Consider the following 13,462-nt stretch of genomic DNA (forward strand, 5'->3'; position numbering starts at 1 on the left):
CATCAGGCGCGTCGGCACGCTGACAACGGTCTGCCGGCCGACGCCTTCAGGCACAAGGACGCGGCCCGACCCAGATCGGGCTGGTGTCCGACGATGTGCGCAAGATTCATCCAGACGCGGTGTTCAACATCCAGACGATTTCGACCGCGCCGATTACGAAAGGGCAGTGGACCAATGTCATTAGCGTCATTCATTTCCGGCGGCGATACCGGCAAGACACAGGGCGAGATCAGCGAGCAGCGCAAGCGGCTGGCGCAAGCCATGCTGGAGCAGGGCATGGAGACAAGCCCGGTACAATCCCCCTGGCAAGGGGCTGCGCGTCTTGTCCAGGCACTGATGGGCGGACTGGGGCTCCGCCGGCAGGAGCAGCAGGCAAGCGGCGACGACAGCGCGGCGCCGGCGGGCGACCCAGGCTACTTTCCCTTCGCGCCACTGCCCGACAACGGCCCCGTTCCGCCGGGAAGACCCAATCTCGACCCGCTGATGCCGACCGACGATCGCGGCGGACAGCCCATGGCCCCGCCCGCCCAGCCCGGCGCCGGTCTCTTTGCGCCGCTGCCCGACAACGGACCCATTCCGACGCCGAGGCCCTATCGCGACCCGATGGTCACGACAGGTGATCGCCGGCAACAGCCTATGGCGGGCAGCCAGCCGCCGCAGTTTCCGTTGGAACACTTTGGCGATCCCGTCACGCCGCCTGCCAACCCGCCCATTCCGACGTCGCGACCCTATCGCGACCCGATGGTCACGACCGACGATCGCCGCGAGCAGCCGATGGCGACCGATCAGCCGGGCGACGAGAGCTTCGCTCCGCTGCCTGACCATGGCCCCATTCCTTCGCAGAGACCTGGCTATCGCGACCCGCAGGTGACGACGGACGAACGCCGCCAGCAGCCCGCGGCGCCAGCGCCTGGCAGCGGCGGCGCCGGATCCGCAAACGACGGGGCAGAGCTTCAAACGATTCTGTCCGATCCCGTTCGTAGCGCCAAGCTGCCGGCCGGCATGCGCAACAACAATCCCGCCAATCTCAAATATGTCGGGCAGCATGGGCCAGGAATCATCGGCCCTTCCGAGAACACCGACCAGGGCGATCCACAAGTCGTCTATGCCACGCCGGAGGCGGGCATGCGGCACAATGTCTGGCAGATCATGAAGAAGTATCGGGAAGGCATGCTGACGCCGAATCAGATGATCGCTGGAACAAAGGGATGGACGCCTAAGTCTTTCACGGCGGCTGCCAACATTGCGCGCTCGATGGGCATCGGCCCTGACGACGATCTCCGCCTGACCGACCCGGCAATGGCAAAGAAGTTTGTTCGCGCCCTCATCACTCAGGAGCAGGGAACATCGGGCGCTCTTTATCCGGACAGCATGATTGAAGCGGCAATCGCAGCACAGTCCAAGGGCGTTGCGCATGCCTTGCCTTCCCAGCCTGTCAAGGGGCCTGTCCCCGCGCCGAGGCCGGAATATCCCGATCCGCCGATGACGACGGACGAGCGCCGCCAGCAGCCCGCGACGGCGCCCCAGCTGCCTGGCGACGATCCCTTCGTTCCACCGGGCAAAGTGCCCGTTCCCACACCGAAGCCCGGCCGCCACGATCGGCAGGCGGTAAGGGGCACTCCCAGCCAGCAACCCGTCGACGCCGATGTCTTCAACGGCTTCATGGATACGGTGAAGAACGGCTATAAGCAGCGGGATGGCTCGGTCATCCAGGTCACCAACCCTTACGGCCTGGCGGCCATCGCCTCGACCGGTCAGTCCGAAAGCCAGTTCTCGTCCAAGAGAGCCAATAGCTCCTGGTCCGACCCAAGCGGGAGCGGAAAGCCGGGCACCTCGGGCGGCATCATGTCGTGGCGCAATAGCCGCCTGCAAAAGCTTTACAACTTCGCTGCCGCCAAGGGCGAAAAGCCAGGTGCGATCAGTCCGCAGACACAGGCCGAATTCTTCCTGCAGGAGGACCCCCGTCTGATCGCCCGGCTGAATGCCGCTCAATCGCTCGAGGAGGCACAGCGCCTCATGAACAGAGCCTGGGCATTTGAAGGCTACAATGAGCCGGGGAACAAGGAGGTCGACAATCGGCTCGCCAGAGCCAGGAGTTTTATGCCGCAGTACCAGACGGGAGGCGCCGCCGATCCGTTCGCTCTGCCTGACAGTCCATCCGGTCCGACGCCGAGGCCGGGGCCTCGCGACCGAAAGCAGACGATGAACCAAGGTCGCGGGCGGGCCGCGCCACAGGCTGCCGGGAAATCGGACGCACTCGTGCGCGCTCTGCTTGCTCGGCCGCAAAGCGGCCTCTGGTAGCCCGATCCAGGCTTCCGAGGGCAGCAACGCGCGGTGGTCGGATTGGATCACGATCGATCTGCTCGCCGTAATCGACACTACTTGCTCCAGGCCTCGCAATCCGCGGGGTCTTTTCTTTGCGGAGAAGCTCAATGCCCAGAAACCCATCCACCGGCGTCTATTCCAAACCCGCCGGCACGACACCTTCCGTCGGCCAGGTCATCGACCCCGCGCCGTGGAACGCGCTGACCACCGACCTCGGCAACGAAATCACCAATTCGCTGCCGCGCGACGGCTCGGCGCCGATGATCGCGCCGCTCAAGGCTGCAGGCGGAACCGTGTCCGGGCCGGGCCTCGGCTTCGCCTCGACGCCGCAGACCGGCCTCTATCTGAAGGGTGGCGGCCTGCTCGGCTTTGCCCAGAACGGCGTTGACGTCTCGTTCGATCAGGCTCTGGTCTATGCGGCCAAGTCGGGCGATTACACCGCGCTTGCATCCGACGGCAACGCTGTTCATCGCTTTACCGCGGCCGCGACACTCACCCTGAGCGCAGCGTCGACGCTCGGCGCAAACTGGCACTATTGCGTGATCGCCGACGGCGGAGACGTGACGATCGATCCGAACGGGTCGGAGACGATCGACGGCGCGGCTACGCTTGTCATTCCGAACGGCTATTCCGCATTCATCATCTGCAGCGGATCGGCGTTCTTCACCGACAGAATGGCGTCAACGCTCAAGACGGTAGCGGCGTCCTCACCCGCTGGGCACATCTACGGTCTGACTCTTTCCAACAATGCCGGCGATCCAACAAACTCGATCGATATCGCAGCCGGGGCGGCAGCGAGCGATGGTGCAATCCCAGTTCTCATGAGCCTTGCAAGTACGTTGATCAAGGTCGGAAACATCGCGTGGGCCGTGGGCTCCGGCAATGGCTGGCTTGATACCGGTGCAATCGCGGATGGATGGTACTACCCCTATATCATCGCTCGGTCGGACACAGGTGTTGTCGACTCGCTTCTTTCCGCAAGCGCAACCTCACCCATTATGCCTGGAAGTTATGACAGAAAGCGCCGTATCGGAGCTCTCCTGCGGGTATCTGGGGCATGGGTCAGTTTCGTCCAAGATGGGGATTTCTTCGCATACAAGGTGCCGACGACTGACGTAAGCACGATTGCCACATCCGCCACGTTGAGAACGTTGAAAGTACCCCCAGCATTCCCGGTAATGGCTCGCATCGTGACTCAAATAGCCAACGCTGGCGGAGCGATCGCGAATATCAACCATTGGGATCCAGCATTGGGGACGAGCGTACCGTCTGCGGCAACCGGGTTTGGCCAGAACTTCGTTAACACCCCTGTGTCGCAGGCATTCTCGCGAGAAGTGGATATTCGCACCAATTCTGCCGGTCAAATCTACAATGTCGCCTCCTCCACGTCATTCACTTCCTACACCATTTCGACGCAGGCGTATTTCGACACGCGCGGTCGCTTTTACTGAGGTCTGCGTTGGACGGGTCTATCGCAGCCTCTGGATATGGACTTGGTGGCTTCCACTTCCCATACGGGAGGATTTCGTAGTAGAGATTCCGCATGAAGATTGACAAGGCATCATATCGAAACAGAGGCGGACTAATCCAGCGGATCACTACCGTTTATAAGCGCTTTCGCTACTTCACAGCCGCCGGTAATGATCTCGTGGTAAAGCGTAGCGCAGAGTTCCGCATGGTGAAGCACGCTGTCCTCAAAGTCGGCTCTGGCGTCACAATACAGGATGAAGCGTTCTTTCAACTGACAATGCCGGAGCCGAAGGTCTTCATCGGCAACAATACGGTGATCGGCCGACGCAATGTCATCACTGCGAAAAACCACATTTCCATAGGCAATGATGTTTTGATCGGCTCGGATGTCCAGATCGTCGATCATAGCCACGGCATGCGTAAGAACATGCCTATCCGACTGCAGAAGGCTGATATCGGTTCTGTCGAGATCGGCGATGACGTCTGGATCGGCGCCGGTTCCAAAATCCTGATGAACGTGAAGATCGGGAAAGGAGCCGTGATCGGCGCGAATTCGGTCGTTCTCAGCGACATCCCAGAATATGCTATCGCCGTTGGCGCTCCTGCCAGAGTCGTAAAATACCGAGAATAATGGCATCCCGCGCCCTTCGACGGTGCCATGATCCTCCGCTACCTTGCCTACCTGCCGGCGACCTAATCGTCGTTTCCTTGTCGCATGCCCTATCGCCCGCGCTGGCCGCATGGTCAATGAAGAACGGGCGTTCTGCCAGGCCGATGGCGGTGGACCATGCCGCCACGGGGTTCAAACTCTGGTGGCAGCGGGCTCGTTGGACATGGCGCAACCTGTACAATGGCTCACAATCCGAAGCGCCAGGCCTCGGGAACGTCGCGTCTGCCGTCACCGTCAACCGCGATGTGCCGATGCCGTTGGGTTTCTGGATAACGCTTGTCGTTCATTAAAGAGTCGAAGTCATCGGCAATTAGCTAATTACGGGGCCCGCCACATTCAGTGGGGCGATTGGCAATAGGGGCCATCAAGACTTAAGAGATGCCTGGCCGTATAGTGTTCAGGATTTCTTATCTTGACGATAAAAGCATTCGCCGCATAGGACCATTTGCTTTGCACGTCGCGTCCGCGACGAACGATATAGAGGCATCCTGGAACGTCAACCGCCGCGTCTTCGACTTTGGACCAGGCTCCCAAGAATCGTTTGAAATTGTCAACGAATCCCGACCAGCCGCCATATGCAGTCATTGAGTCGTAATCCAAGATCAATGCATCATGTTTCCCGGTCGCGGCCTCATGCAATCCGGCATATTCCCCCAATCCGGGCATCGTATCGAATGCGGTCAGGCCGGATCTATCAAGGATCACGGAATTGCGGCTTTGCAGGGAAGGGGTGTTCCTGATGGTATCGGCAAAAGCCTCCTGGCGCAGGTGGTCGACATAAAAGGTGGCGTAAACAAACCACCAATTCACAATGAACACCGCTATCAAGCCGGCAAGTGAGGCCACTTTCATCCGATCGCCTAGATCGTGATTCTTCGCAGAAAAAACGGCAGCACAGATGATCTTGAAAAGACCCAGGGTAGAAAAGGCAGCGCCGAATGGAAGCAGCACTTGGAAGCGGGTCGCCATCCAGGGCGCATAGGAGGGTTCCTTCCCAACCAATACATAGGCCGAAGCTCCCAGACCCAACAGCACGACACCGATGCCTATCAAACCTTTTCCATTGCAATCGGCCTCCGTGCTGCGCGTCGCGAGATTTGCTCTGATAAGGTAAACAACGAGAAAGGCAGCCAAAAATATCGTCAGGGCGACTGGCTTTCCAATATATATTCCGTCATACGGGAATATATATAAGATTACAACTTTGATTTCCGATAATATTGCGCCGAAGTTGATATCAATGATATTGTAGCTAGCGGCGAACATGCCGCTTTTACTGAATAAAAAGTGTTGTATTGTAGCGTAAAAGAAGGGAAGAAGAATAATTTCCGCCGTTCGTTTTATGGTGTATTTAAATTTGTTTAAGTTGTTCTTGTGGTGAGTTGCATTTGTTGGGGCGTCGGCGGCCTTGTTGTAAAACAGGAATGCCGCAATGAAAAACACCGAAAGAAACGACGTTATAAGAGCGTTGAACTGAAAAGAAAACATAAACAAGGCGTAAGAAGTATACTCTAAATACGCGTTTTTATTATTTATAGAAATTACAAAAATATATAACGCAAAAACAAATATCAGTAGAAAAAATAGTCCTGGATTGTTTATCGCTGCAACTCTGGCAAAATTAACAGGCAGAGCCGCCGCTAGAAGCGACAGCGTTTTTGCGTCAGATTTTGAGAAGTCGAAAGACTTCAGGATAAGGTAGAATACATGAATGATAAGGTAGCCAAGTGCGAAGGTTGAGAAAGCGTAGAACCACCAGCCGATCAATTGAACCGCATAATGATAATATCCGAGAAGGGGAAAGCCGGCCTGAGTAAAAACAGACACAAGCATTTCTTTGCTGGCGCCAGAAAGGCTCCAGTCATCCCAATATCGGGCATCCGATAAAAGAAAGATGGGAAGATGGGCGCCCATATAGACGAGAAATATCTGCAGTTCAGCTCTTTTGAAAAGTCCTTTCATGTCGGGCATCTCATGGTTTTCCTTGGGCATGCAGGACATCCATTTTCGTAGAATATGGATATTGCGTTATAGTCATTGTTTTTGTTCAGCCAACGTCAAAGTCGAATGCGCCATCGAAGATGGCGGTCAATCCAATGTGGGGTGGCGCTCGAGCGCAATCACAGCGTGTAATTCGGTTGCCGGACGTGCGCAATTGATAAATGGCCTTGGTTAAACCACTGTTTGCAAACCGGACGGTTCTTTTAATATAAATTTGCAAACCATGCGGTTCCTTTAATAGAAAAATGTATCGTCGCGAACGTTGTGCCCCGTGATCGCGGTCCTGGCGGAATATCGCTTGTCTTATGTGGATTATAATTTAATTAGGGGCGCAAAGCGGGGGCTTTTTTGCTATCGAGCCTTTGACGCTATACGCTGCTTCGGATGTTCGTAAATGAATCGTGTCTCTTTTGCATTGCCTCACCTGATCGGGAAGGAGGCGCTCTATCTCAATGAATGCCTTCTCTCGGGCCAGTGGGGCGGCGATGCAAGCTTCACCAAGCGATGCCATGCGCATCTGGACTCGATGTACGATGCCAGCACGCTTCTGTGCCACTCGTGTACCGCCGCGTTGGAAATGGCCGCAATGCTTCTCCGCCTTCAGCCGGGGGATGAGGTTATCATGCCGTCGTTCACCTTCGTGTCGACGGCCAATGCGGTGGTGCTGCGCGGGGCTGTGCCAGTATTCGTCGATATTCGCAGCGATACGCTCAATATCGACGAAACGCTGATTGAGGCTGCCATCACGCCGAGAACCAAGGCAATCTTCGTCGTCCACTACGCCGGAGTGGGGTGCGAGATGGAGCCTATTCTGGCTATCGCCTCGCGCCACGGGCTGGCTGTGGTGGAGGATGCGGCCCAGGCTTACCGGGCTTCGTGGAAAGGCCGGGCCCTCGGAACATTCGGTCAGTTGGCCACTTTAAGCTTTCATCAGACCAAGAATATTGTCTCCGGTGAAGGTGGGGCCTTGATCGTCAATGATCTCGCTCTGGTCGAGCGAGCGCAAATTATCCGGGAGAAGGGCACCAATCGCTCCCAGTTCATTCGCGGCGAAGTGGCCAAATACGACTGGCAGGATATGGGATCCTCCTTCCTACCATCCGATTTGGTCGCTGCCGTGCTTCTGGCTCAGCTTGAGTACGCCGAAGAGCTCACGCGGCATCGGCTTTCGCTGTGGCATGCCTATGATGCAATATTTAGAGCGGCCAGCCATAACGGGTTGCGCCTTCCTGAAATTCCGGCCGACGCTACACATAACGGACATATCTATCATGTGCGCTTCACTAACCTCGAACGCCGCGAAGAGGCGCGCCTCAAATTGGTGGCGGAAGGAATAGGCGGCGTTACGCACTATGTTCCTCTGCATTCTTCGCCAGCCGGTGAAAGATATGGACGCACAGGGTCGTCGATGGCGATCACCGATGAGACGGCCGATACCCTGCTTCGGCTGCCTCTGCATGGCGGGCTGACAGAGGCAGATATTGCCCGTGTCGCGAGCCGGGTTCTGGAATTTGCGCGATGAAACGCTGTTTGGTGTGCGATGCCGCGTATGACGCGGACATCTGGCGATGCCCCAAATGCGACACGGTTGTGCCTCTGGAGGATGGTTTCCTGACCTTTGCGCCCGCGCTTGCCCATGACAATGACGGTTTTGCGAGCAGTTCACATGCACAGCTTCAGGCCTTGCAGCATGGCAGTTTCTGGTTTCGAGCCAGAAACCGTTTGATCGCAGATCTTGTGCGACGGTATTTTGTCGACAGCCAACGGGCGCTGGAAGTGGGATGCGGCACGGGCTTCGTCCTCACGGCTTTGCGCGAGGCTCTTCCGCATGCGTTCCTGTGCGGCAGCGAGATCTATCTGAACGGCTTGCCTTACGCGAGCGAGCGATTGAAAGGGGCGGGGCAACTCTTCCAGATGGATGCTCGCGACATCCCCTTCCGTGAGGAGTTCGATTTGCTTTGTGCGTTCGATGTGCTTGAGCATATCGAAGAGGACGAACTGGTCTTGCGGCAAATGGCCCAGGCCCTGCGGGCGGGCGGCGGAGTGCTGCTGGCGGTTCCGCAACACCCCGGCCTTTGGAGCCGCAACGATGATCTGGCGTTCCACAAACGCCGCTATCGTCGCGGCGAACTGGAGCAGAAATGTGCTGCCGCCGGTCTCGATGTGATTTTCTCGACATCATTTGTGACGAGTCTGTTACCGGTTTTCGCGCTCCAGCGCTCCACGCGCAGCCGCTCCAAGAATCATGATCCGGCGCAGGAGCTGCAACTGCCATGGTTCGTGGACAGGTCGTTCGAGATGCTGCTGGATGGCGAACGACAGCTTATCCGCCTCGGACTGCGCCTGCCGGCGGGCGGATCGCGTTTCGTGGTAGCTAGAAAGACTGCAGGTGCGCGGCCATGAAACGCGTCGCGATCATACAGTCATCCTATGTTCCCTGGCGTGGGTTCTTCGACCTGATCAGCCGCTGCGATGAATATATCATTTATGATCAGGTCGCCTATAGTAAGGGCCACTGGCACAATCGGAACAAGATCAAGACTGCAACGGGCACGCGCTGGATCACAATTCCTGTGAAGACTAGCGGCAAGTTAGGGCAGCCCATTGAGGACGTTGAAATCAAGGGCGATTGGGCCCAGTCGCATTTTGCTCAGATCCGTCAGGCCTATAAAACCGCACCAGCCGCCAAGGTCTTTCTTCCTGTTATCGAGGCACTTTACGACCGCGCCGAGAAACTGCAATTTCTGACTGACGTCAATGAGTTGTTCCTCAGGCATTTCGTCGACACGTTAAAGTTGGAACTTCTAATCACGCGCGACAGAATATACGCGCCTCACTCGGCGCGGAGTGAGCGCGTTCTTGCGACTTGTCTTGCGGCCGGCGCGACACATTATTTGTCGGGTCCGTCCGCGAAAGTGTATCTGGACGAAGCGATGTTTCGGGATGCGGGGGTCATCGTGGAGTGGATGAGTTATGGCCCGTATCCGGAATATACCCAGCTTCACGGTGTTTTTGACGGGCAAGTCAGCATCATAGATCCTATTCTGAATGGGCACGGGCCTGGATTTGCGGCCGCGTCCATACCGCAACAGGGAGCAGCAACATGGCAATCTGTCTGACTTTCGGCTGCAAAGCCAAAGGGCTACGCCCGCATGGGGTTGTAACTGGGCGGGTTGGCTCCGCATATTTCGGATGCAAACTGTGAATTACTCGATCGTGGTGCCCATCTATGGCGATGGCAGTTTGGCCGGTGACCTGTGTGTGGAGGTTCAGCGGGTCATGCGTGCATTTACAGGCCGCGAGGATCTTGGGGCGATACTGGAGCTGATTTTCGTTAATGACGGTAGCCGGGACAACAGCCTTGAGTTGCTGCTCCCGTTGCGGACCGAGTTCGATTTTGTCAGGATCATCGATCTGTCCAGGAATTTTGGCCAGCACATCGCTATCGCTTGCGGATTTCGTGAGGCGACGGGCGATGTCGTCATCCGAATGAATGTCGACATGCAGGATCATCCGGACCAAATTCCAACATTGCTCGAGCATATGGCGGCGACGAAGGCGGACATAGTGATCGGACAGTACGAGCAGCGCGAAAGCCCGCTGATCAATCGCATGACCGCTCGGCTCTATTATAGTTTCTTTCGAATCATGACTGGTCTCGATTCGCCGCAGAACACGTCTCCCCTGCGTGTGCTGAGCCGCCGATACGTCAATGCTTATAATTGCCTGACAGAAAAAACGCGGTTTCCTCAAGGTCTTGACCAGTGGCTGGGCTTCTCGCCGCGTTACACGCGCATCGCCCACCGGGAGAGACTGAAGGGCAGGTCGTCCTATAATTTCTGGTCGCGGCTGCGCCTGGGGCTTGATGGGCTGCTGTATTTTTCCGAGCGCCCACTGATCATCATGATGTCGCTGGGACTGCTCCTTAGCGCATTTGGTGCAGTGATGGGCGTGCTACTTGTGATGATGCGCCTGTTTTTGACCAACATCGAACCCGGCTTCACGTCTCTTGCTGCGATCGGCCTGTTTGCTTTTGGTGTTCAGCTGATCTGCTTGGGGGTTGTCGGCTTTTACGTTGGGAAAATCTTCAAGGAAGTTCAAAATCGTCCGCTCTACATTATCAAGGACAGATTTTGGGGATAGATATCAACTGCTTACCCAAGAATCAGAGATAGACATGTCGCACGAATCCACCACCATCAGCTATTCACCTTCCACCAGCATCGACGCCAGGCAGAAGATATTCGAATTGCAGAAGACCTATCCCGCAACGCCGGAGGAAAAAGAGCGCTCGCCCGGTCTTTTCCTGCGTGGTTCATTGCTGGCGCGTATTCTGGCGATCCGGGATATTTATGTACAGATCGTCGATATTCCCGGCTCCGTATTTGACATTGGCACGTGGCGCGGCCAGACGGCTGTGTTGTGCGAGAACCTCCGGGCCATTTACGAGCCTCTGCATCTCAACCGTCGGATTGCCTGTTTCGACACGTTTGAGGGCTATGTCGGCTTCTCCGACAAGGATACTCCGTCGGACCTGCATCGCGACGGCACCTACGGCGTTGGAGGCGAGGAGTATGCCGCATATCTCGCTGAATTGCTGAAGCTGCATGAACAATCCAACGCCATGGGAAACAATTTCGGCAAGCACAAGGTGATTAAGGGGGACTGCTGCGAGACTATCCCGCAATATTTCTCGGAAAATCCCCATGAATTTGTGGCGCTCGCTTTTTTCGATGTGAATTCTTATCAACCGTCGCTCGAGGCCTTCGAGGCTGTTTGGCAGCGGATGGTGCCGGGAGGCATTACTGCGTTTTGGCAGTTGACCAGAAATGTCATTCCGGCTGAAGGACGCGTTTATGCAGAGAACATCATCGGCAGATACGGCCATAGTCTGCACCGATGCCCCACCTATCCTGGGCTGTGTTATCTGAAGAAGATCTAACTCGTATTTACGATCGCTTGGAGTTTACATGAGACGGGTGGTGCTGGGAAACGGCGTTGTGGGATTGTCGATCGCTTTCGGCTTGCTGCGGCGCGCAAACGCTTCGGATGAGATCGTTGTAGTTGGCCCACCGCAGCGCCCGGGATCCGCGACGCTTGCCGCGGCGGCCATGCTCAATTCCTTCGCGGAAATCGAGCATGGCGGCCTGGATACCGATATCGATCTCTTTCGATTTGAGATGAGTCATCGGGCGACGCGCCTCTGGCCAGCCTTCGAGCAGGCGCTTATCGACGCGGCAGGCGACAGACTTCCTTCTGGTTGCTCTGCCTGCCAGGGATGCGCGGGCGGCGGATGCTTTAAATCAGGCACTTACGTCGTCAACAATAATGCCGCCGACGATCTCGATGACCTTAATTTCGATGCCATTCTCACCGCGCTGGTCGATTTCAATGAGCAGCACGACGTTATTTCGCCGAAAGACATTCCCCACTATAAGCCGCACCAGCGTTACCGCGCGAGCCGCGCCCTCTTTATTCACAACGAGGGTTGGTTCAATCCGCGCATCATGCTGGAGAAGATGGAGGGTGCGCTGCGCCGAGCGCCGAATGTGCGCTTTATCGACGAAGGTGTGGATCGTTTCAGCCATGCGGATGGAGCGATCACTCATGCCACTCTGATGTCTGGCAACCAGGTTGAGGGCGACCAGTTTGTCCTGGCCACCGGCGCAACGGCGTGGGACGTCCTCGATCGCAGCGGGTTGCGGGACCTGATCCAGCGCATCTTCTATGGCATCGGCACATCGATAGAAATCCGCAGCCCGGACGACGCACTCTCCCATGTCATCCGCACCCCTAACCGCGGTCTGGCCTGTGGCTTGTATGCTGCGCCCTATTTCCAAGGGCCAAACGAGCCGAACGATCATGTGCTCGTCGGGGCCAGTAACTTTATTGCACCGCAACTCCATACGCATGGTCGCCTGACGAGCATCGAAGGCCTGCTCAACGGGGCCATAAAGCAGATTAACAGCAATTACTACCGGGCCGACCTGATCCGTGTGAACGTCGGCGCGCGACCTAACAGCCAGGACACCTACCCGCTGCTCGGCAAGACGTCGATCGACAATCTTTTCGCTGCCACAGGAACAAAGCGAGACGGTTTCCATCTCGCTCCTTTGATCTCCGAGGTGATGGCCAACATGTTGCACGGCGAAGCCGTAGACGAGCGTTACGCGCTTTTTGCACCTAGTCGTAAGCCACTGCGCACAATGACGCGGGATGAAGCTGTCGCGAAAGCGGTCCGCCACCAGATGAGCGCTGCCTACCAGCACGGATTTTCGCCCGCGACGAGCCGCATGCCGGACCAGATCGCGGCAAATATGCGCGACGCCGTGGAACGTTTGCACGATCAAATCGGCGCCAAGGACTGGGGCATACCGCCTGAGATGCTTGACATGTACCGCTATGGCCATGCCATTCCATGATCAACGAAGTCTTGAGCGCGTGGCAGCCTGTCCCTCATAGTATTTACGACCGGAGCGCAACGCCATGAAGTTGCTTCTGGCGATTTTGCCGACCGTCGTCCTTACGCTGTACAGCCAATTCATGACCAAATGGCGCGTCGGAGTGCTAGCCGAGCAGGTTGGCTCTGCCACCCTGCTGACAAGGGTCATTCGCTACTTGAGTGATCCACTTATTCTTTCATCCTATGCGATGACACTTATCGCGTCGATTGCGTGGTTCGCCGTGCTCGAACGCTACGAACTGTCATTGGCCTATCCGATCTTCATCGGTGTGATGTTTGCTTCTGTGACGGTTGGAGGCATGATCTTCTTTGGCGAGCCGGTAACAGCGACGCGGCTTTTTGCTATTCTATTGATCTTCATGGGAATTATTGCTGGCACGCGTTAGATGTGCAATCCAAAGGTGACCCGCTGTGGCGTGCTGCTGCCGGTTTCGTGATACTATAAGGTGTTTTAACGAAACTGGAGAGTTGGATACAGAGAAGGAGTTCAGCTCCGAATGGCCTTGCCTCTCTGAGCTAATCTAGTGTCCTTT

Annotated in this window: 11 protein-coding genes and 1 pseudogene; 11 read left to right on the plus strand and 1 reads right to left on the minus strand. The window is 56.6% G+C overall.

Going from position 1 to position 13,462, the window contains the following annotated elements; genetic code table 11:
- Position 1: 1 nt before the first annotated feature.
- From CO666_RS35055 to CO666_RS27270, 4 genes and pseudogenes are all read left to right on the plus strand, one after another.
- Positions 2 to 184, plus strand: a pseudogene (locus CO666_RS35055) (tail fiber domain-containing protein); the annotation flags it as partial.
- Complete coding sequence (locus CO666_RS34300; RefSeq protein WP_179869769.1) at positions 175 to 2,301, plus strand: phage tail tip lysozyme; 2,127 nt, start codon at positions 175 to 177, stop codon at positions 2,299 to 2,301. The pseudogene CO666_RS35055 and the gene CO666_RS34300, both read left to right, overlap by 10 nt.
- A gap of 131 nt (positions 2,302 to 2,432) precedes the next feature.
- Positions 2,433 to 3,776, plus strand: coding sequence for a hypothetical protein (locus CO666_RS34670; RefSeq protein ID WP_245436873.1), 1,344 nt, complete (start codon positions 2,433 to 2,435; stop codon positions 3,774 to 3,776).
- A 92-nt stretch (positions 3,777 to 3,868) separates the two neighbouring features.
- Positions 3,869 to 4,426 (plus strand): acyltransferase, encoded by a 558-nt coding sequence (locus tag CO666_RS27270; protein WP_097615145.1) that lies wholly within the window; start codon positions 3,869 to 3,871, stop codon positions 4,424 to 4,426.
- Positions 4,427 to 4,801: 375 nt separating this feature from the next.
- On the opposite strand, the gene CO666_RS27280 is transcribed toward CO666_RS27270, so the two are convergent.
- Positions 4,802 to 6,457 (minus strand): hypothetical protein, encoded by a 1,656-nt coding sequence (locus tag CO666_RS27280; RefSeq protein ID WP_245436874.1) that lies wholly within the window; start codon positions 6,455 to 6,457, stop codon positions 4,802 to 4,804.
- Between the two features lie 403 nt (positions 6,458 to 6,860).
- Between CO666_RS27280 and rffA the strand changes: the two genes are divergently transcribed.
- The 7 genes from rffA (at position 6,861) to CO666_RS27315 (ending at position 13,315) form a co-directional block, all read left to right on the plus strand.
- Entirely contained in the window at positions 6,861 to 7,988 is a 1,128-nt protein-coding gene (rffA, locus tag CO666_RS27285; RefSeq protein ID WP_097615147.1) for a dTDP-4-amino-4,6-dideoxygalactose transaminase, read from the plus strand.
- On the plus strand, positions 7,985 to 8,869 hold the full coding sequence (locus tag CO666_RS27290; RefSeq protein ID WP_097615148.1) for a class I SAM-dependent methyltransferase: 885 nt from the start codon (positions 7,985 to 7,987) through the stop codon (positions 8,867 to 8,869). The genes rffA and CO666_RS27290 overlap by 4 nt, the downstream gene beginning before the upstream one ends.
- Complete coding sequence (locus CO666_RS27295; protein ID WP_097615149.1) at positions 8,866 to 9,585, plus strand: WbqC family protein; 720 nt, start codon at positions 8,866 to 8,868, stop codon at positions 9,583 to 9,585. Before CO666_RS27290 ends, CO666_RS27295 begins: the two co-directional genes overlap by 4 nt.
- Before the next feature lie 82 nt (positions 9,586 to 9,667).
- Positions 9,668 to 10,609, plus strand: a complete 942-nt coding sequence (locus tag CO666_RS27300) for a glycosyltransferase family 2 protein (protein WP_179869770.1) — start codon at positions 9,668 to 9,670, stop codon at positions 10,607 to 10,609.
- A 34-nt stretch (positions 10,610 to 10,643) separates the two neighbouring features.
- Positions 10,644 to 11,408, plus strand: a complete 765-nt coding sequence (locus CO666_RS27305; protein ID WP_097615151.1) for a class I SAM-dependent methyltransferase — start codon at positions 10,644 to 10,646, stop codon at positions 11,406 to 11,408.
- Between the two features lie 28 nt (positions 11,409 to 11,436).
- Positions 11,437 to 12,888, plus strand: a complete 1,452-nt coding sequence (locus tag CO666_RS27310; RefSeq protein ID WP_097615152.1) for an NAD(P)/FAD-dependent oxidoreductase — start codon at positions 11,437 to 11,439, stop codon at positions 12,886 to 12,888.
- A 64-nt stretch (positions 12,889 to 12,952) separates the two neighbouring features.
- Positions 12,953 to 13,315: a DMT family transporter gene (locus CO666_RS27315; protein WP_097615153.1), complete on the plus strand. Its 363-nt coding sequence runs from the start codon at positions 12,953 to 12,955 to the stop codon at positions 13,313 to 13,315.
- Positions 13,316 to 13,462: the final 147 nt, after the last annotated feature.

Source organism: Rhizobium chutanense, assembly GCF_002531935.1.
Classification (GTDB): domain Bacteria; phylum Pseudomonadota; class Alphaproteobacteria; order Rhizobiales; family Rhizobiaceae; genus Rhizobium; species Rhizobium chutanense.